Source organism: Streptosporangium sp. NPDC000396 (genome assembly GCF_042898655.1).
Classification (GTDB): domain Bacteria; phylum Actinomycetota; class Actinomycetes; order Streptosporangiales; family Streptosporangiaceae; genus Streptosporangium.
Genome location: NZ_JBIAZA010000026.1, coordinates 43,609 through 61,305, shown reverse-complemented (window position 1 = coordinate 61,305; position 17,697 = coordinate 43,609). Strand labels below are relative to the sequence as shown.

Genomic DNA, 17,697 nt, shown 5'->3' with positions numbered 1-17,697 from the left:
GGCTCCGTCCGTACGCCCCTTGCCCGGGCGTACGGTGGGCGTGGTGTCAGGTGGTGCGGCGTGCTCGGGGGTCGCGGGAGACGACGTGGCCGGCGACGGCGTCGACGCCGGGCCGGGCGTAGCGTTCGAGGGAGCGGACCGAGGCGTGCCGGGAGCGGGCCAGCAGGGTGGGGGTGTTGGTGCCGTCTTCGGCCTCGTGGGTCAGCGCGGAGTGCCGCAGCTGGTGCAGCGTCCAGCCGCCCCGCAGTTCTAGTTCGGCGGGGTCGGTGATGCCGGGGTGGGCCAGCGGCCGGGTGAGTGTCTCGAACAGTTCCGCGGCGCGCCGGTAGGACAGGCGGGCTCGGCCGGTGACCGGGCAGACGTCGAGGGCGGGGGTGTGGGCGGGTGCCCGTCGGCCAGTGAGGAAGACCGGGCCGCGGGAGCGTCCCTTGAGCAGTCGGGGCAGCAACTGGGCGGTGCCGAACTGCCAGTGCACCCAGTCGGTGGCGCCGCCTTTGGAGACGATGCGGGCGCGCTTGTCCATTAGGAGGAGGTCGTCGATGTTGAGCCTGAGGATCTCCTCGGCGCGGGCGCACGTGTCATGCAGGATCCGCCACAGCGTCTTTTCGCGCAGGGGCGCCTTCAGCTCGAACAGCGCGGCGATCTGCCCGCGTGACAGCGCCCGGGTGCGGTCCGGCGGTGCGGGACGGCGTTCGATCCCGGCGATCGGGTTGGTGGCGAGCCAGCCCCGGGTGCTCCACCAGGCGATGGCGGCCTTCAGCACCGACAGCTCCCGGTTGACGGTGTCGGCGTCGACGAGCCGGGCCCGCTGCGCGAAGGTCTCGGCGAGCACGCCGGCGGTGGCCGGCCCGTCCAGGGTACTGAAGGGGACGGCGGGTGGGGTGGTGCCGCGGCGGGCCCTGCCCAGGGGCGGCTGCTCCCCGCGCGCGAGCCACGCCCAGGTGGTCAGCGAGATCCGGTAGATCCGCTGGGAGGAGACGGCGATCCCGGCCGAGCGCAGATAGATCTCGACCGCGTCGGCGTAGGTGCCGGGCCGATCATGTCCGAGCGGGATCACGTGGGCGGCGATCAGGCTCACGTGTGCGCACTCCCCCTCTCTGCCGCAGTAAATGCGTACACCTCGATCATGATCACCAGTGTGGGTGATCCAGCTCAGGATGACACGGCGCATGCGGCTGCCGCAGTAAATCCGGTATTTACTGCGGTCGTGATGTGGGCCGTTGCGCTGAGGGGAAGCCGCAGCACGAAGCAGGCGCCACCGGTCGCGGACCGCCTGGCGTGGAGGGTTCCCCTGTGGGCCTGGGCGATGTCGCGGGCGATCGCCAGACCGAGACCCGTGCCTTTGTGGTCGAGGCGCTGTGCGGCGCCCAGGCGGGTGAAGCGTTGGAAGATCCGTTCCCGTTCGGCCTCGGCGATTCCGCCTCCGTCGTCGGTCACCGTCATCTCGGCGTTGTCGCCCACGCGGCTCACCCGGACCTCGACCGTCCGCTCGGCGTGCCGTTGGGCGTTGTCGAGCAGGTTGGTGAGCAGCCGGGCGATGCGGATCGGGACTGCCCGGACAGTCACGCCTGGCTGGAGCCAGAGCTGGACCCTGAGGCGATCGCCCCGGCGGGAGACCTCGTCCCGGACCAGTTCCGCGAGGTCGATCTGCTGCGGCTCCACGGCCGAACCTGTCTCCATCTCGCCGAGAATGCGCAGGTCGGCGAGGATCGCATCCAACCGGTCGACGCCTTTCAGCGCCCTGGTGAGCAGCTCGGGGAGATCTGTCTGGTCGGGATGCAGACGGGCCTCCTCCAGCTCGGCCCGCAATCCCGCGAGGGCCGTGCGCATCTCGTGCGAGGCGTCGGAGGCGAAGTGCCGGCTCTTCTGAAGCTGCTGCTCCAACTCTCTTCTCAGCATGTCGGGGGCCGTATCGGGGCTGTCGGCCGCGCCCTGGAAGACGCACGGGTCGGTGAGGTCCAGGTGCGAGTCGTGGCGGGTGGTCGTCGGATTGAGGTGGGACATGTCGCTGTCGTTTCTCTTGGGCGCTGGGCCGGTCGTCTCTCGTCTTCAGGGAACGAGGATGAGGCGGATCGGGTCGCCGACTTTGTGTTCCAGCCGGCGGATCGCCTCGGCGGCGTCGGCGAGTGGGATGTGGTCGGTGATGGAGGGAGCCAGGTCGAGCCGGCCGCCTGCGGCCAGCCGCACCAGTTCGGGGACGGACTCGGGGAAGCCGCCGTAGTGGCCGCGTACCTGCTTGCCCAGGTAGTTGAAGGTCAGGCCTTCGCTGATGGTGAGCGGCTTGGGGGTGATGCCCACCAGGATCAGGGCGCCGTGCCGGCCGAGCCCTGCGGCGGCCTGCTCGCGGACCGCCGGCACGCCGGCGCAGTCGAAGGCGAAGTCCAGGCCCCGCCCGGCGGTGGCGACACGTACCTGCTCGGCGAAGTCGCCGGCGGCCGGGTCGAGGGCGAGGTCGGCTCCGAAGGCCCAGGCGCGTTCCCGTGCAGCGGGCAATGGGTCGACGGCGATGATCGGGGCGGCGCCGACCAGGCGGGCGATCTGGAGGCTGTGCGCCCCCACTCCGCCGACACCCCATACGCCCACGGCCTGCGCGGGGCGCACCCCGGCGGTGGCCACGACGGTGGCATAGGAGGTGGAGACCGCGTCAGGGATGATCGCGGCCTGGTCGAACGGCAGTTCGTCGGGGATGGGAACGACGGTGTCCTCGCGAGCGATGGCGTACTGGGCCCAGCCGCCGTCGTAGTCGATGCCCCGGGTGCGGACCTGGGTGCAGGGGCGGCGGCGCGCGCAGTCGGCGCACTGCTCGCAGCTCTGTCCGGCCTCCAGGGTGACGCGGGTGCCCGCGGTCAGGCCTCGCTTGAGGCCGGGGCCCAGGGCGTGGATCACGCCGGAGACCTCGTGACCGATGGTGACGGCGTTGGAGGCGTCGGGGTACAGGGGGACGAGGGTTCCGTCGATCAGGCGGAGGTCCGACAGGCACACGCCTGCGGCCTTCACCTCGATGAGGACCTCGCCCGGGCCGGGCACGGGGACGGGCACCTCCTCCACGAGGAACTTCCCGCTGTCCAGGTGGAAGCGTCCGGCGAGCATGGTGTCCATGGCGATCTCACTTTCTTGTGCGCTCGGTGGTGTGCGTCGGAATCCGGCTCGGGCCACCGTCAACGGGATCAGGCGAAGACGTCCTGCTGGTAGCGGCCGGCCGCTTCGAGCTGGTCGAGCCACTGACGGGCGGTTTCGGCGTCGCCGCCGGTGCGGCTGCGGTGGATGGCGGCGAGTGCTTCTCGTACGGCGGGCGCCATGCGCCGGCCGTCGCCGCAGACGTAGACGTACGCCCCGTCCTGCAGGGCCTGCCACACAGTGGCGGAGGCCGCGACCATGGCGTCCTGCACGTAGCGGGCCGGATGGTCGGCCACCGCGGAGAAGGCGGTGTGCACCTGCGCGATCCCCGCCTGCTCCCAGGCCTCCATCTCCTCCCGGTAGAACCAGTCGTGCTCCGGGTGGCGGCAGCCGACGAAGACCTGCGACAGCCCCATCTTCGTGCCGTTCGCCATCTGCCAGGCGCGCTCCTCCAGGAATCCGCGCAGCGGTGCGATGCCGGTGCCGGGCCCGATGAGGATGAGCGGTGCGACGGGGTCGGCGGGCGGCGCGAAGGCAGGAGAGGGCACGCGCACGTAACCGTAGAAGACGTCTCCCGGCTTGAGTCGCCCCAGGTACTGCGAGCACAGACCGCGGTACGCGCCGTTGCCCGACAGCGCGGGGCCCTCGACGAGGCCGACGGTCAGCCGGACCTGGCGCGGGTTGGCCAGCGGAGAGGAGGAGATGGAGTAGAAGCGGGGGCGGATGGGCCCCATCATCTCCAGGAACACCGCCAGCGGCACTTCGACGGCGGGGAAGCGCTCCAGGAGGTCGAGCACCGAGACCCGCTTGCCGAGGATCTCCTTCTGGTACCGCTGGTCAGCCTCTTCGGTGTCGGCCGTGTAGGCCTCCAGCTGCGGCTTGGTCCAGGGACACCGGGTGTGCTCAGCCAGGGCGCGCATCTGGGTGCAGGTGGCCACGTCCTGCAGTTCCAGGAACTCGGTGAGCAGTAGGCCCGCGGTGACGGGCGTGCCCACCGGCAGGTGCGTCCTGCCGCCGCCGGGCTGGTCGAGCTGGAACACCTGGTCACGCTCGACGCCGAGCCGCGCCAGCGCGCGCTCGACCAGCGCTGGGTCGTTCTTGGCGAAGACGGCAAGGTGGTTGCCGGTGGTGTAGGTGACGCCCTCGGGCAGCTCGATGACGACGGACCTCGCCGAGGGGCGCGGCGGCTCGATGCTGAAGTCCCACAGCCCGGTCGCGTCGCTGACGAGTTCCTCGTTGGCGACCACGGTCAGCGGGTATGCCTGCTCGGAGACGATCGCGGGACGCACGTCCGCCTCGGTCAGCGGTCGCACCTCATAGCGTGGCGCGCCGTCGCCGGAGGTGTTCGCGGCGTACTCCTCGGCCAGGGTGGCCCACAGGGCCTCCGTCCAGCGGGTGGCCATGCCGTCGAAGTCACCGGCGGCGTCCGCCGCGCCGCGCTCGACCACCGCAGTCGCGCCGGCTGCCAGCAGAGCGGCCTCGATCCGCTTGGGGAACGCCTGGTAGGTCGCCACCCACTGGGTGTTGCCGGCACCCAGCAACGCGAAGCGCACACCCGACAGCGAGCCCTCGGGAAGCCCGTCGGCGATCAGGTCGTCGAAACGCTGGGCGTTGTCGGGCGCCTTGCCGTTGTAGCTCGCGGCCACCACCACGAGCAGGCCGTCGGCGGGCAGGTTCTCGGCCAGGTCGTCCAGGTTCAGCAACGTCGTCCCGAACCCGGAGCGCTCGCCGCGATCGGCGATCGTGCGCGCCAGGTCCTCGCAGCTGCCCAGACTGGAGCCGTAGGCGACGGTCAGGTTCACGCCGACGCCGCTGACCGCAGCCGCCTGCTGTGCCTGCCCGCTCTGCGGGGCCGGGACGCCGAAGACGGTTCGCTCGCGTTCGTGCCGGGGACGGACGACAACCCCGAAGTCGCCGGGCTTGCGCGTCAGCGCCTCCCGCACGTCCATCTTGTAGTCGGTGATGTCGGAGAACTTGAACTTCTGCAGCACCAGCGCGAGGGCCAGGCGGGCCTCGGTGAGCGCGAACTGCCGGCCGATGCAGGCACGCCGGCCGTTGCCGAACGGCTTGTAGGCGTGCGGGTGGTGCTGGGCTCGGTTCTCCGGCAGCCACCGGTCGATGTCGAACTCCAGCGGTCGTTCCCATGCCTTGGGATGGGTGTGCAGCGGGAACATCAGCAGGTTCGTCTTCGTGCCCTGTTTCAGGTGGTAGTGGCCGCCGATGACCGTGTCCTGCAGCGGTGCCTTCATGATCTGCGGGATGGGAGCCCACAGGCGCAGGGTCTCCTCCAGGACGCGCGGGATGACATCCAGCTTCATGATCGTGTCGTAGTCGGGGACCGTGTCGCCCGGCAGCATCCGGTCCACCTCGGCGTAGGCCTGGGCCAGCACCTGCGGGTTGCGCAGCAGCGAGTACGTGGCGAACGACAGCAGACCGCTGGTGGTCTCATGACCGGCGATCAGGAACGTCAGCACCTGGTCCCGGACGTTGTGGTCGTCCAGGAGCCTGCCGGTCTCCGGGTCGACGGCCTCCAGCATCAGGCCGAGCAGGTCGTCCTCGGTGCTGTTCTTCCCCTGACGGCGTTCCTTGATCACGGTCTCGACCAGCTCGCGCATCAACTGGATGTTCCCGCGGTACGTCTTGTCGTCGCTCTTGCGGAGCTTGGTCATCATCGGCAATTCCTGCGAGCGCCGCATCGACTCCACCAGCGCCTGCAGCAGCGCGGTGAGGAAAGGGTGCAGTTCTTCGTCGTGGAAGGAGTCGAACCGGTGCCCGAACCCCGACAGGGCGATGGTGTCCAGTGTCAGCCGGGTGTAGTCGTCGGTCACCCCGACCAGCTGCCCCTGTTTGCGCTCCCACTTGCCCACGAGGTTCTGGGCGATCTCCAGCATCTGCCCGAAGTAGCTCTTCATGGCCCGCTGGCTGAAGGCCGGCATGAGGACCCGGTGCGCCATGCCCCAGGCCTGTTCGTCGTCGTGGGCGGTGAACAGGCCCGCGCCGGCGTAGTCCCGGACGTGGCTTAGCGGCGGGAGGATCGGCTTGCCGAAGCGGGTCTCGTCGCAGACCTCCGTCACCAGATCAGGGTCGTAGACGAAGACGTTCTCCTGGCCGGCGATGTCCAGGCTGAAGATGCCCTCGGGGAACTGCCGGGACAGCTCGCCGAAGTACGCGACAGGGTTGGTGCCGGGGACCTGGAGCGTGTGGCCGAGGACCGGAATCCCGCGTGGGGATCGGATGGGACGGAGCTCGGGTGCGGGCTGGGTGGTGGTCAAGGACTTTCTCCTCATTCTGACGATTTCGTCAGTTATGGACGCTACCGTCACTTATGCAATGACCACCCCAAGCAATAGTGAGGATTCCGTCACTGCTGACGGATCCCACTACAGTGGAACGCGCACCACACCCCACAGGAGACAGACACATGGCCGACGCCGCACCAACCCGCCTGGACCGGCGCAAGGCGCGCACCCGCGCCGCGCTCATCCACGCCGCCCAGACCTTCATCGCCGACGGCAGGACCAACACGGCGATTCTCGACCTCACCCAAGCCGCCGACGTCGGCATGGGCTCCTTCTACAACCACTTCTCCAGCAAGGACGAACTCTTCCGAGCCGCCGTGGAAGACGCCCTCGACCGGCACGGCGCAGCCCTGGACGAACTGACCCGCGACATGACCGACCCCGCCGAGGTCTTCGCCTACAGCTTCAGGCTCACCGGACGCCTGCACCGCCGCCAACCCCAGCTCAGCAAGGTCCTGCTCAACACCGGCCTGACCATCGCCACCTCCGAACACGGCATCGCCCCTCGCGTGCGACGCGACATCCACGCCGGCATCCGATCCGGCCGCTTCAGCGTCAACGACCCCGAACTCGCCTTCACCATCGCCGCAGGAAGCGCCCTATGCCTCGGCCAACTCCTGCACACCCACCCCGAACGCGACGATGCCCAGGCCGCCGACCAGATCACCGAAGACCTCTTGCGCACCTTCGGCATCCCCGCCGACGAGGCACACGAGATCTCCCGGCGTCCCCTGGCCGGCCTCGACCGGCTTCTCCCCCACGCCATCGTCTAGCGGAGCCTGTCCGCGCCGCGTGCCGCCGTTGCGTCACGCCGGCTGGATCCCTCGGGAGGTGACGTAGGTCAGCGCATACGCGACTTTCGACCCTTTCACACCTTTTGACGGCCACGATGTACTGGACGTGCTCGGCGGCCGGCGAACCGCCTGAGGACGCGGTCCCGACGCGCCGGTCGCGGAGGCGCAGTTGCCGAACGACAGTAGCGACCCGAGCGAGACTTCATGCAGGATCTCATCGCGCTCCTGTATCCGGACCGCGGACCTGCCGAGCAGGCGCGCCGCCCGGACGCGACGCGCGCCGAGAAGAGCAGCGGTTGTGACGGCGACCGGCTCCGGTGGATGGCCGAGGTGCAGGCGCAGGTGCATGCGCTGGATCAGGCGGTGTTCGACGCCATGGCCGACACCCGGACGCCGAGCCTCGACCGGTTCTTCGTCGGCATGTCCCGATCGGTCGACCACTCCCGGTTGTGGCTGCTGACCGCCGCCCTGGTCGCACTGGCGGGCGGCCGTCGCGGCCAGCAGGCGGCGGGCCTCGGTGTGCTGGCCATCGGGTTGGCCTCGGCGGTCACGAACGCGGGTCTCAAGCCGCTGGCCGGCAGACGGCGGCCCACCAGGTCGGGCCACCGCGCAGTGCTGGGGTCGCGCCGGGTCCGGCGGCCGGTGTCGGCGTCGTTCCCCTCGGGGCATACGGCCTCGGCGTTCGCGTTCGCGTCGGCGATGGGCGAGACAGTGCCGTGGACCTGGATCCCGCTGCATGCCGCGGCGGGAGCGGTCGGCTGTGCGCGGGTGCACACAGGGGTGCACTATCCGTCCGACGTCGTGGCCGGGGCCTTGATCGGCGCGCTGTGCGGCTGGACCGTGCGGCGAGTGGCCGCGCGCGTGCCGGCTGATTCCTGCCCGAGGAGGCGGGCGCCGTGACGACCGATGCCGGGGTCGTCGTGGTGATGAATCCCGGTTCGGGCGGCGGCAAGGTGGGCCGGTTCCGGCTCGTCGAGCGGGCCGGACGGTACGGTGCGACGGTCCGGATGACCGGTCCCGGTCAGGGCGCGGCATGGCTGGCCCGGCAGGCCATCGAGAACGGGGCCGCGGTACTCGGAGTGGCCGGCGGAGACGGGACGGTATCGGCCGTCGCGGCCGTGGCCACGGACGCCGGCCTTCCCTTGGTGGTGATTCCGGCGGGGACCCGCAACCACTTCGCCCGCGATCTCGGCCTCGACCTCGGCGATCCGGCCCGGGCGTTGGAAGCCCTGGGCGACGGTGAACCGGTCCGGGTCGACCTGGGCATGGTCAACTCGCACGTCTTCGTCAACAACGTCTCGTTCGGCATCTACGCCGAGGCCCTGCTGGAGCCCGAGTATCGGGAGGCGAAGGCACGCACCCTGGCCGCGATCGCTCCTCGATACCTTGCGGGACAGCAGTGGGTCGACGCGAGCGTGGAGGCTCCCGGAGAGAGGATCGAGCACCCGCAGGTGGTGCTGGTGTCGAACAACGCCTACCATCTCGGCACGCCGCGCTACCTCGGACGCCGGTTCACGCTCGCCTCGGGGCTGCTCGGCGCGATCGTGTTCAAACGTCCGGCGGGGCCGCCACCGCCGGACCTGTTCGTACGCCTTCGCCGCGACCTGCGTCGGCACGCCACCGGGCACTCGGCCGAGACCGGCATCGTCGCCTGGGCGGCTGCCCAGGTCCATCTCATAGTCCCCAGCATCTTTTCCCTGGTAGTGATTGTTGCAATGAAAGCCGGGGCGGAAAATCGTCTTGTGGGCGGGTCGGCCCGGGGGCACACCTCGGCGCCGACGCCATCGGGCGGCTGACCGCGCAGCGGAGTGACCGCTTCGATGGTCGGGCAAGCGCGGACGGAAGGGGTCGGCTCATGCGTATCGTCGTGGACCTGAACCGGTGCCAGGGATACGCGCAGTGTGTGTATCTGGCCCACGAGACCTTCAAGTTGACCGGACCCGAGGCGCTTACCTACGAGCCCAACCCCGACGACGCGCGGCGCCTGCAGGTCCAGCGAGCCGCCGCGGCCTGCCCGGTGCGAGCGATCATGATCGACCGCTTGGACGATGCGGAGCGGGGTGCGCCGTCGTGACCATGTCGGCGACGCTCGCCGAGTTGGTGCGCGACTTCAAGGCCAACGGCCGGATTGTCATCGTCGGCGCTTCCCTGGCGGGGCTGCGGGCCGCCGAAGCCTTGCGCGAGGAGGGCTTCAGTGGGTCTTTGACCATCATCGGGGACGAGCCGTACAAGCCCTACGACCGTCCTCCGCTGTCCAAGCAGGTGCTCAGGGGTTGGGTGCCGGCTGACCACACCCTGCTGCCCCGCTTTCGGGAACTGGATGCGCAGTGGCGGCTCGGCGTGGCCGCCACCGGGTTGGACCGGGCCAGCAGACAGGTGCGCCTGGCCGACGGCGAACAGGTCCCGTACCACCGGTTGCTGATCGCCACGGGGACCCGCGCGCGGCAGTGGCCGAACCCGGCCGAGGCCGCCCTGGAGGGCGTGTTCGCGCTGCGCTCGCGCGACGACGCCGCCCGGCTGCGACAGGCGCTGGCCGCGCGGCCGTCGCGGGTGCTGGTTATCGGCGGCGGGTTCATCGGCTCGGAGGTGGCCTCCGTCTGCCGGGAACTCGACATCCCGGTGACCGTCGCCGAGCGGGGCTCGGCCCCCTGGTGGGTGCGCTGGGCGGGGTGATCGGCGAGATCGCCGCGGAGATGCAGCGTGACCATGGCGTGGACCTGCGTTGCGGGGTCGGCGTGTCGTCGCTGGAGGGCGACGCGCGCGGACACGTGCGGCGTGCTCGGCTCTCCGACGGGGCCATTGTCGAGGCCGAAGTGGTGCTGGCCGCGCTGGGGTCGATCCGTAACGTGGAATGGCTGGAGGGCTCCGGTCTGGCAGCGGCTTCTGGGGTGTCGGCTGCGACGCCGGTGGTCGCGCCTTCGACATCAACGGCGTGGTGACCGACACCGTCTACGTGGCGGGGGACGTGGCGCGCGCGCCCCACGTGCTGTACGAGTACCAGTTCCTCGCGATGGAGCATTGGGACAACGCCGTCTTCGGTGCCGAGGTGGCGGCCCACAACATGGTGAACCTCGAACCCCACTACCGCCCGCATCTGCCGCTGCCCGGCTTCTGTCCGGTCAGTTCGGCGTCAACATCAAGTCCGTCGGCGTTCCGCCGTTCGGCGACGAGATCGTCTTCACCCAGGGATCGGTGAAGGAGCGCTGCTTCGCCGCCGCCTACGGTCGCCGCGGCCGCGTCGTCGCCGCCGTCAGCTTCAATCACGGCAAATGGCTGGAGTACTACGCACGGCTGATCGAGCAGTCGGCTCCGTTTCCGCCCCCGCCGCCAGGCTGGGATCGGCCGGACGTCATGAAGCCGGTCCCGGCGGAGTTCCCCGCGCCGGGTGTCCCGACGGCGATACCCGACGTCGTCCTGACCGGCCACGACCCGAGCGGACGGAGCGCCGAGTTCCGGCCTCGAGGCCACTGACGCGCCCTTCGGGGAGCGCGGGCGACCCGGCCGGTGCAGCAGGAAGGAGAGGAACAGCATGGGCGAGGAAACACCCTGGCAGCAGGCGCTCCACCACGCCAACCGTGCCAATCCGTATCCCTTCTACGCCGAGCTCCGCAAGACCCCGGTGGCGCGGCAGCCGGACGGCACCTACGTCGTCAGCACCTACCGAGAGATCGTCGCGCTTCTCCACGACCCCCGGGTCAGCTCGGATGTCAGGAAGCTCCCCGCGCCCGCCCACACCCTGGCCGGGGGCGCGGCGGAGCCGGGGGCCGAGCCGATCACCGAGGCCGTCATCAATCTGGAGCCGAACATCATCACCTCCGACCCGCCCGAACACGATCGAGATCGCCGCATGATGACGCGGCACTTCTTCGGCCCGCCCCACTCTCCTCACCTGATCTCCGACCTGGAGCCCGATATCCGGCACATAGTCGCCGACCTCCTGGACAGAATGCGCGACAGGACCCGGATCGACGTCGTGGACGAGTTCGCCTACCCCCTGCCGGTGGCCCTGATCTGCAAGGTCCTGGGCGTGCCGCTGGAAGACGAACGGCGCTTCCACGCCTGGATCGAGACGGCCCTGGACGCTCTGGACTTCGGCCCGGAGGCGGCCTCCGAGGAGATGCGGCGCCGGCTGGAGGGCGGCCGCCGGAGCGTACGGGAGTTCGCGCAGTTCCTGACCGGGCTGCTCAACCAGTACGCCGAGCAGCCCGGTCCGGGCATGCTCTCGGCGATGGTTCACGACGACGGCCCGGACGGGCGCATGTCCGAGGGCGTGCTCGCCAGCAATGCCGCGCTCCTGCTCTTCGCCGGGCACGAAACCACGGTCAACCTGATCGCCCACAGCGTGCTCACCCTGCTGAGGCACCCCGAGGCGCTCGACAGGCTACGCCGCCGCCCCGACCTGATCGTGCCCGGGGTCGAGGAGCTGCTGCGCTTCGAGTCGTCGGTCCAGTTCTGGCACACCCGCTCGGCCGTCGAGGACATCGAGATCGCCGGCACCACCATCCCGAAGGGTGCGCCGATCTTCCTGGTGTACGGCTCGGCGAACCGCGATCCGCAATGGTTCACCAACCCCGACCAGCTCGATCTCGAACGCCCTGACAACCAGCACCTCGGCTTCAGCCAGGGCATCCACTTCTGCTTCGGCGCTCCGCTCGCCCGGCTGGAGGTACAGGCGGCGGTCGGGGAGTTCGTCCGCCGCGTGGAGAACCCGCGGCTCGTCGCCGACCCGCCGCCGTACCGCCACAACCAGATCTTCCGCGGCCCGCGCCACGTCCTGGTCGACATCGACGGGATCCGTAACTGACCCGGCTTGCGGCACAAGGATCGCTGCGCGGGTCTTCAACTCGCGGAAGGCGTCTTCCACTGCCGCGCTTTCGCCGTCTATATCGTCAAGAGTGATGGAACCCTCACTTCTCCTTGAGTGAGTCATTGCATAACCGACAATACTGTTCATAAATGACGAAATCGTCATCACTGGGAAAGCGGTGACGTGCGGCGAGGCGCTCCAAAGTTTCGCCGCTCATGGCTGTGGGATCACCTACGAGCCGACGGTCGTGCCTTCCGGAGCGCGGGCCTGCACAAAGCGACCACGGCGCGCCGATCGGTCGGACCCGTGAGGTGCTCCGTGCGCTGATCCCCGTCAACCGCAGGCGCCGGCCCTCCGTACCGCTGCATGCGTCTGCGAGCGCACCCGCGCATCCTACGAATCCGGCAGATCAGGGAGACGGGTCCAATAATGTCCTCGATGACCGACACCACCGCGGTAAGTCCCGAGCACGCGGTCAAGGCGCTGCTGAGCGAATACGAGGCCCTGAAGGCGGAGGAGCGGCAGCGGATCGGCGTGCGCGGCCAGTTGCTGTACGCCGTACTCACCGCGGTCGCCGGCATCAGCACTGTCACCACCACCGTGGGCCGGCTGGAGTTGCTGTTGCTGCTGCCCCTGGCTACCACGGTGCTGGGCTGGGCCTACGTCGCCAACGATCACAAGATCACCGTCATCGGGCGGTACGTCCGCGGCCGGCTGGGGCCGCGCCTGGTCGGCCTCGTCGACGACGGCTCGGGTGACATCGACGTGTTCAAGTGGGAGAACTACCACCGCGAGGATCCACACCGCCTCTCTCGCAAGCGGCTACAGCTGGCGGTGGACCTGGTTGCGTTCTGCGCGCCATCGCTGACCGCTCTCACCCTGCTCTGGCTGCTGGGCCCACACACTCCACTGGTCCGGATCGGCTCGGCCGCCGCGCTGGCCGCAGTGATGATCCTGGCGGGCCAGATCATCCGCTACGCGGACGTAGCCGGTCCCGTACAGCGGGCATGATCGACGGCCGTCTGCGTCTCCCGTGGCGTCTCTTCGCCGCCTTCAATACTGGCTCGCGGCTCCGACGCGCTGCACGCCGTGTCGCCCGTCTGCAAGGTGCCGTGACGCAACCGCCGAGACACGTCTGGGCTCGGGGCCGGCTGGCGCGGGTGTCAGGCAGGCTTGTTGCACCTCGATGGAGAGGCGTCGGGATCCGCGCAGCATGGCGTTGTGCAGGTAGGGCGGCGGGTCCTAGGCCATGGGTGGGATGGCGAGGCAGGGAAGCAGCGCGCCGCGTACGATGTGGGTTTCGATTGCCTGAGGCGAGCACGAGTACCAGGGACGCGCCTTTAGGGGAGGCTGAGGCTCGTCGGTAGCCCGTGTTGGCCCACGTCCAAGATCCGATCAACAGGATGGACTCTCCGACGGTTGTTGACCAGGCCTATTAGCCCCTTCCGGCTTACTTGGTCTGCCCCCCTCAGTGGGACGTCCCACCAAGCTCACGCCCGAGCTGCGCGAGAAGCTGTGCGGCCACATCCGTGAGGGCAACTACCTGTCCACCAGCGCCGAGTTATGCGGGGTGGGCCGCTCCACCGTCAACTCCTGGCTCGCCAAGGCCGAAGCCGCCGACGCCGCCCCGGAGTATGCGGACTTCCTGGACGCGGTCACGCGTGCGCGGGCGGAGGCCGAGGCGCTGATGGTGTCGGTCGTGCTGGCCGATGCCCAGGGCGGCGTCGTGGTGCGCGAGGTGACCCGGCACCGGCCGGACGGCAGCGTGGAGACCGACCGGCAGCTCACCCCGCCCAACGGCAAGCTCGCCCTGGAGTACCTGTCGCGTACCCGGCCCGAGCAGTGGCGGCCGGTCAAGCGGGTCCAGCCGAGATACGGGTAATACCGGCCATGGGTGGATCTTGAAGATGCTGACCTGGGCAGACGGCAGCTCGCACATAGGGTTGAGCACCGCCCCGACTTCCGAGATCAGCCAATCTCGGAAGTCGTCTCCAGGCTGGGCTTCCGAGATTCCGCCTCCCAGGGCCGAGGAGAGGCTCCAGCCTGCTTCCGAGATTACGAACATGATCGGCTCGTGGCCGCTTCTGGCTGTATCTCGGCCGGACCCGAAGATAAGCTGCGACCTCGCCGCTGTGGGGCATCCGTACCATCAGCGTGCCAGTGGGGTGGAGTCCGAGAGTCAGCCGGTCTGATCACCGGATCGGACCAATCGGCGTTCCCAGGCCAGGGCCGCGACCACACCGATGGCATAGGCGACCAGGTCCCATGGGTCGGGGAACGCGCCGACCAGGACACCACCGATGCCCGGCGGGGTCATGCCGACTATTTGGTAGAACTCGACGGCGGCGGCGATCGCGGCCGTGGCCAGGGTGCGGCGTGCGGCGGTGGTGCGCCACAGCAGCCCCAAGAACGCGTAGACCAGCATGGTGGCGCCGACGTCGCTCACGTAACCGCGGATGAACGGTTGTCCCGGGCCCCGGTAGAAGAGGGCGAACGCGCCGACGGCGAGGGCGACGCCACCCAGAAGGACCATGGCACGGCGCATGAGATTGACATCTTCTCCGAATCTCAACGATCAGGACGAACCTGATCATAGAGCTCGGAACCGTCCCGTATCGGTGATCGGTGCCGCTACCGTGGCGCCCGTCGTCGTCACGAAGGGCCGGGTCGCCGTGGGCAGCATCCACCAGTTGAAGGTCACCCTGCGCGAGATCCGCCCGGTGGTGTGGCGACGGATCAATGTACCGTCGACGACGAACCTGTGGGAGCTGCACAACATCATCCAGGTGGCGATGGGGTGGGACAACGAACATCTGCACGTCTTCGCCAAGGACTGGGAGGAGTACGGCGACAACGCCAAAAGCGAGTACGACATGACCTTGGCCCGACTGCTGCCGGAGACGGGCGGATGGCTGGCCTACCGCTACGACCTGGGCGACTGCTGGGACCACGACATCCAGGTGGAGAAGATCCACCGGGCGGCCAAGAACACCGCCTACCCGCGCTGCACGGCCGGCGGCCGTGCCTGCCCGCCTGAGGACAGCGGCGGGCCAGAAGGGTTCGCCGAGCACCTGCGGGCGCTGCGGCACAAGAAGGGCTGGAAGTACCGGCAGGCCAAACACCTCTTCGGTTCCGGCCGCAACAAGTGGGATCCGGCCGCGTTCGACAAGGACGAGGTCAACGCCGAGCTGGCCACGCTCGCCGTGCGCCTGGCCGAGCAGGCCGAACGTCATCGCATCGAGCAGGAGGCGTTCGAGGAGCGGATGCGCGCCGTCGCCGCCCAGCGCGCCGCCCAGGTGCTCGCCGAACCCTCTGAAGCCGCCGGTGCGCAGGAGACGCCCCCGTCCGACCGAGCCCTGTATCTGGATGCGGCCGACCGGGACGACGATCGTCCCGGCGATGACGAGGACGATGATGACCGCGAGGAGCACCAGAACGGCCGTCCCGGAAACGGTCGTTTGCGGGACGGCGAAACGATCATGGTCGCCGAGGGGTGTTCGCCCAGGAACGACCGTCCCGAAACTCATCCCGAAACCCTGTCCCTGGAAATGGAGTTTCAGGACCCTTTTCGAGACGATGGGGGGATGAGCGCCCCCACCGTGCCCGCGAAGGAGACCCCGGACGCCCCCACGGCGACCACGGAGACGGTCCCCGGCCTCTCCGCCGGGTCCGTTCCCGCCCCTTCGCCGACGATCAACGCGATCCGGATCGGCTACGCCCGGGTGTCCACCCGCGCCCAGGATCACCTGTCGCAGATGGAGGCGCTCGCCGGGGCGAACTGCCGGGAGGTGGTCGAGGAGACCGCCGGCACCCGCAAGGACCGGCCGAAGCTGGCCGCGACCATCGAGCGGCTGCGCGCCGGCGACACCCTGGTCATCTACAAGCCCGACCGGGTGGCCCGCTCGGTGAAGGAGCTGCTGGTCTTCCTCGAAGACACCCTGGCCCCGCGCGGCATCAATTTGGAGATCTTGAGCGGCATCTGCGCGGGCCTGCACCGGCCCAACGGGCAGACGGTCGCCGACAAGATGCTGTTCATGGTCGCGGCCATGGCCGCGGAGATGGAACGCGACCTGATCGGCGAGCGCACCCTGGACGGCCTGGCCGCGGCCGCTGCGCACGGGCGCAAGGGCGGCCGGCCCCCGGCGGTGACCGGCGATGTCCTGGCGGCGGCCCGTGCCCGGCTGGCCCGGGGGGAGTCGGTCACCGCGATCGCCAAGCACCTGGGCATCGGCCGCTCCACCCTGTATCGGGCACTGGAGGGCGACGACCGGTCCCCCTCTGCCTGATCGTTGGAGCTCGCCGGTCCGGGTTCTGCCAGCCGTCCACGAAGGCCTGCAGCGCGGCGCGCTGGCGTCGTTCCTCGGCGAGCACGGCCTCCAGGGCGCGCATGTCGAGGTAGGCGGTGCCCGCGCCGAGCACCAGCCGCCGCAGCTCCCCCGGGTCCAGGCCCTCCACCTCCCACTGCACCAGGTTTTCGACGTCATAGCCATGCCGGTGGGCCCAGGCCGGCCATCGCGGATCGCCGCGTTTGCCCTCGGTGGCGGGCAGCCTGTAGGCCTCGGCCTGCTCGCGGGTGAGCAACAGTCGCTCGACGTGATCCCAGTGGCCCACGAGCGGACCCAGCGCGCCGCCGCCGAGGCCGCGCTGCGCAGCACTGGCAAAGATCGACCGTGACGTGGGCCTTGGAGAACTCCACGGCCACAGTCTGCCGGGGCGGGTGTGGTCAGGTGGTTTTGATCTGGCCGCCGTCGATGACGAATTCCGCGCCGGTGATGTTGGCGGCACGAGGCGAGGCGAGGAAGACGGCGAGGTCGGCCACCTCCTGGGGTTCGGTGATTCGTCCGGTGGAGATGGCCATCTCGCGCGGGAGCATCTCGTTCAGGGCCTCCTTAGCGGTGATTCCGGCGCTGGCGGCGACGTTGTCGGCGAAGGCGCCGGGGCCGGTCCAGAACGGGGTGCGGACCGGCCCCGGGGCGATGGCGTTGACCCGTACGCCGCGCGGGGCGAACTCCTCCGATAAAGCCTTGGTGAGGTTGGTCAGCGCGGCTTTGGCCGCGGAGTAGTCGACCACCATGGGGTAGGGCAGTCGGGCGTTGATGGAGCTGATGTTGACGATCGCCCCGCCGCCGTCGGCGAGCAGGTGTGGCAAACCGGCACGGGTGGTGCGGACTGCGCTGAAGAAGGTCAGGTCGAAGACGCGCTGCCATTCGGCATCATCGACGTCCAGGAAGCTGGAGCGGGGGCTGGCAGTGCCGAGGTTGTTGACCAGAACATCAATCCTGCCGTGCCGGTCTGCGGCTGCCTGGATCAGTCGGCTTGGGCCATCGGCGCCGCCCAGATCGACGGAGATGAAGGTGACGTCGTATTTCTCGCGCAGGGCGGCGAGTTCCGGGGTTTCGGTCCGGCTGCCAGCGACGACGCGGGCGCCCTCCTGGCTGAGCGCCTCGGCGACGGCCAAGCCGATGCCTTTGCTGGCGGCGGTGATGACGGCGACCTTGCCGGTGAGGCTCAGCTCCATCGGTATCCCCTTCTATCCCGTGATTTGGCGGAAGCCCGCGCAAATCACGTACAGGTTTTCAGTGTCGCCCCCTGACCAGCAAGGACGCCAATCGCCGAGCCAGGAGGAGAACAACGCCTGCAGTGTGTTCTTCTCCGCGCACACATACCGCGCCGCAGCCTG

Annotated in this window: 19 protein-coding genes; 12 read left to right on the top strand and 7 right to left on the bottom strand. The window is 69.5% G+C overall.

Annotation, left to right across the window (positions count from 1 at the left end; all coding sequences use genetic code 11):
* Positions 1-46: 46 nt before the first annotated feature.
* From ACFY2X_RS34080 to ACFY2X_RS34065, 4 genes are all read right to left on the bottom strand, one after another.
* Positions 47-1,078, bottom strand: a complete 1,032-nt coding sequence (locus tag ACFY2X_RS34080; RefSeq protein ID WP_389946753.1) for a tyrosine-type recombinase/integrase — start codon at positions 1,076-1,078, stop codon at positions 47-49.
* 74 nt (positions 1,079-1,152) lie between these two features.
* The gene (locus ACFY2X_RS34075) at positions 1,153-2,004 is read right to left on the bottom strand and encodes a sensor histidine kinase (protein ID WP_389946751.1); all 852 of its coding nucleotides are present in this window, start codon (positions 2,002-2,004) and stop codon (positions 1,153-1,155) included.
* Between the two features lie 45 nt (positions 2,005-2,049).
* Complete coding sequence (locus tag ACFY2X_RS34070; protein WP_389946749.1) at positions 2,050-3,099, bottom strand: zinc-binding dehydrogenase; 1,050 nt, start codon at positions 3,097-3,099, stop codon at positions 2,050-2,052.
* 68 nt (positions 3,100-3,167) lie between these two features.
* Positions 3,168-6,389, bottom strand: coding sequence for a bifunctional cytochrome P450/NADPH--P450 reductase (locus ACFY2X_RS34065; RefSeq protein WP_389946747.1), 3,222 nt, complete (start codon positions 6,387-6,389; stop codon positions 3,168-3,170).
* A gap of 149 nt (positions 6,390-6,538) precedes the next feature.
* Between ACFY2X_RS34065 and ACFY2X_RS34060 the strand changes: the two genes are divergently transcribed.
* The 11 genes from ACFY2X_RS34060 to ACFY2X_RS34010 all read left to right on the top strand — a co-directional run bounded on the left by ACFY2X_RS34060 (position 6,539) and on the right by ACFY2X_RS34010 (position 13,899).
* Entirely contained in the window at positions 6,539-7,189 is a 651-nt protein-coding gene (locus ACFY2X_RS34060; RefSeq protein ID WP_389946745.1) for a TetR/AcrR family transcriptional regulator, read from the top strand.
* 225 nt (positions 7,190-7,414) lie between these two features.
* Complete coding sequence (locus ACFY2X_RS34055; protein WP_389946743.1) at positions 7,415-8,110, top strand: phosphatase PAP2 family protein; 696 nt, start codon at positions 7,415-7,417, stop codon at positions 8,108-8,110.
* Positions 8,107-9,006, top strand: a complete 900-nt coding sequence (locus ACFY2X_RS34050) for a diacylglycerol/lipid kinase family protein (RefSeq protein WP_389946741.1) — start codon at positions 8,107-8,109, stop codon at positions 9,004-9,006. Before ACFY2X_RS34055 ends, ACFY2X_RS34050 begins: the two co-directional genes overlap by 4 nt.
* A gap of 59 nt (positions 9,007-9,065) precedes the next feature.
* Positions 9,066-9,284 carry a ferredoxin gene (locus ACFY2X_RS34045; protein WP_389946739.1) on the top strand — a complete coding sequence of 73 codons (219 nt, stop codon included), beginning with the start codon at positions 9,066-9,068 and terminating at the stop codon, positions 9,282-9,284.
* A gap of 2 nt (positions 9,285-9,286) precedes the next feature.
* The gene (locus ACFY2X_RS34040; RefSeq protein ID WP_389946888.1) at positions 9,287-9,883 is read left to right on the top strand and encodes an FAD-dependent oxidoreductase; all 597 of its coding nucleotides are present in this window, start codon (positions 9,287-9,289) and stop codon (positions 9,881-9,883) included.
* Entirely contained in the window at positions 9,880-10,149 is a 270-nt protein-coding gene (locus ACFY2X_RS34035) for an FAD-dependent oxidoreductase (protein WP_389946737.1), read from the top strand. The genes ACFY2X_RS34040 and ACFY2X_RS34035 overlap by 4 nt, the downstream gene beginning before the upstream one ends.
* Positions 10,146-10,406: a hypothetical protein gene (locus ACFY2X_RS34030; protein WP_389946893.1), complete on the top strand. Its 261-nt coding sequence runs from the start codon at positions 10,146-10,148 to the stop codon at positions 10,404-10,406. The genes ACFY2X_RS34035 and ACFY2X_RS34030 overlap by 4 nt, the downstream gene beginning before the upstream one ends.
* On the top strand, positions 10,322-10,681 hold the full coding sequence (locus tag ACFY2X_RS34025; RefSeq protein ID WP_389946886.1) for an oxidoreductase C-terminal domain-containing protein: 360 nt from the start codon (positions 10,322-10,324) through the stop codon (positions 10,679-10,681). Before ACFY2X_RS34030 ends, ACFY2X_RS34025 begins: the two co-directional genes overlap by 85 nt.
* Before the next feature lie 58 nt (positions 10,682-10,739).
* Positions 10,740-12,014, top strand: a complete 1,275-nt coding sequence (locus ACFY2X_RS34020; RefSeq protein WP_389946735.1) for a cytochrome P450 — start codon at positions 10,740-10,742, stop codon at positions 12,012-12,014.
* Positions 12,015-12,455: 441 nt separating this feature from the next.
* Positions 12,456-13,028 (top strand): hypothetical protein, encoded by a 573-nt coding sequence (locus ACFY2X_RS34015; RefSeq protein ID WP_389946733.1) that lies wholly within the window; start codon positions 12,456-12,458, stop codon positions 13,026-13,028.
* A 460-nt stretch (positions 13,029-13,488) separates the two neighbouring features.
* On the top strand, positions 13,489-13,899 hold the full coding sequence (locus ACFY2X_RS34010) for a hypothetical protein (protein ID WP_389946731.1): 411 nt from the start codon (positions 13,489-13,491) through the stop codon (positions 13,897-13,899).
* Positions 13,900-14,196: 297 nt separating this feature from the next.
* Here ACFY2X_RS34010 and ACFY2X_RS34005 read toward each other — a convergent pair whose 3' ends face one another.
* A complete protein-coding gene (locus ACFY2X_RS34005; RefSeq protein WP_184759231.1) occupies positions 14,197-14,562 on the bottom strand; it encodes a DUF2809 domain-containing protein in 366 nt (121 codons plus the stop codon).
* A 91-nt stretch (positions 14,563-14,653) separates the two neighbouring features.
* Here ACFY2X_RS34005 and ACFY2X_RS34000 point away from each other — a divergent pair, with 91 nt between their 5' ends.
* On the top strand, positions 14,654-16,303 hold the full coding sequence (locus tag ACFY2X_RS34000) for a recombinase family protein (protein WP_389946729.1): 1,650 nt from the start codon (positions 14,654-14,656) through the stop codon (positions 16,301-16,303).
* Here ACFY2X_RS34000 and ACFY2X_RS33995 read toward each other — a convergent pair.
* Both ACFY2X_RS33995 and ACFY2X_RS33990 read right to left on the bottom strand, forming a co-directional pair.
* Positions 16,218-16,628 carry a hypothetical protein gene (locus tag ACFY2X_RS33995; protein ID WP_389946728.1) on the bottom strand — a complete coding sequence of 137 codons (411 nt, stop codon included), beginning with the start codon at positions 16,626-16,628 and terminating at the stop codon, positions 16,218-16,220. The genes ACFY2X_RS34000 and ACFY2X_RS33995 overlap by 86 nt on opposite strands.
* 112 nt (positions 16,629-16,740) lie before the next feature.
* Entirely contained in the window at positions 16,741-17,535 is a 795-nt protein-coding gene (locus ACFY2X_RS33990) for an oxidoreductase (protein WP_389946726.1), read from the bottom strand.
* Positions 17,536-17,697: the final 162 nt, after the last annotated feature.

Excerpts from the sequence above, each read along its gene's own strand:
- ACFY2X_RS34075 (WP_389946751.1), bottom strand. The coding sequence starts at position 2,004 with ATGTCCCACCTCAATCCGACGACCACCCGCCACGACTCGCACCTGGAC.
- ACFY2X_RS34070 (WP_389946749.1), bottom strand. The coding sequence starts at position 3,099 with ATGGACACCATGCTCGCCGGACGCTTCCACCTGGACAGCGGGAAGTTC.
- ACFY2X_RS34060 (WP_389946745.1), top strand. The coding sequence starts at position 6,539 with ATGGCCGACGCCGCACCAACCCGCCTGGACCGGCGCAAGGCGCGCACC.
- ACFY2X_RS34055 (WP_389946743.1), top strand. The coding sequence starts at position 7,415 with ATGCAGGATCTCATCGCGCTCCTGTATCCGGACCGCGGACCTGCCGAG.
- ACFY2X_RS34045 (WP_389946739.1), top strand. The coding sequence starts at position 9,066 with ATGCGTATCGTCGTGGACCTGAACCGGTGCCAGGGATACGCGCAGTGT.
- ACFY2X_RS34040 (WP_389946888.1), top strand. The coding sequence starts at position 9,287 with ATGTCGGCGACGCTCGCCGAGTTGGTGCGCGACTTCAAGGCCAACGGC.
- ACFY2X_RS34020 (WP_389946735.1), top strand. The coding sequence starts at position 10,740 with ATGGGCGAGGAAACACCCTGGCAGCAGGCGCTCCACCACGCCAACCGT.
- ACFY2X_RS34015 (WP_389946733.1), top strand. The coding sequence starts at position 12,456 with ATGACCGACACCACCGCGGTAAGTCCCGAGCACGCGGTCAAGGCGCTG.
- ACFY2X_RS34005 (WP_184759231.1), bottom strand. The coding sequence starts at position 14,562 with ATGCGCCGTGCCATGGTCCTTCTGGGTGGCGTCGCCCTCGCCGTCGGC.
- ACFY2X_RS33990 (WP_389946726.1), bottom strand. The coding sequence starts at position 17,535 with ATGGAGCTGAGCCTCACCGGCAAGGTCGCCGTCATCACCGCCGCCAGC.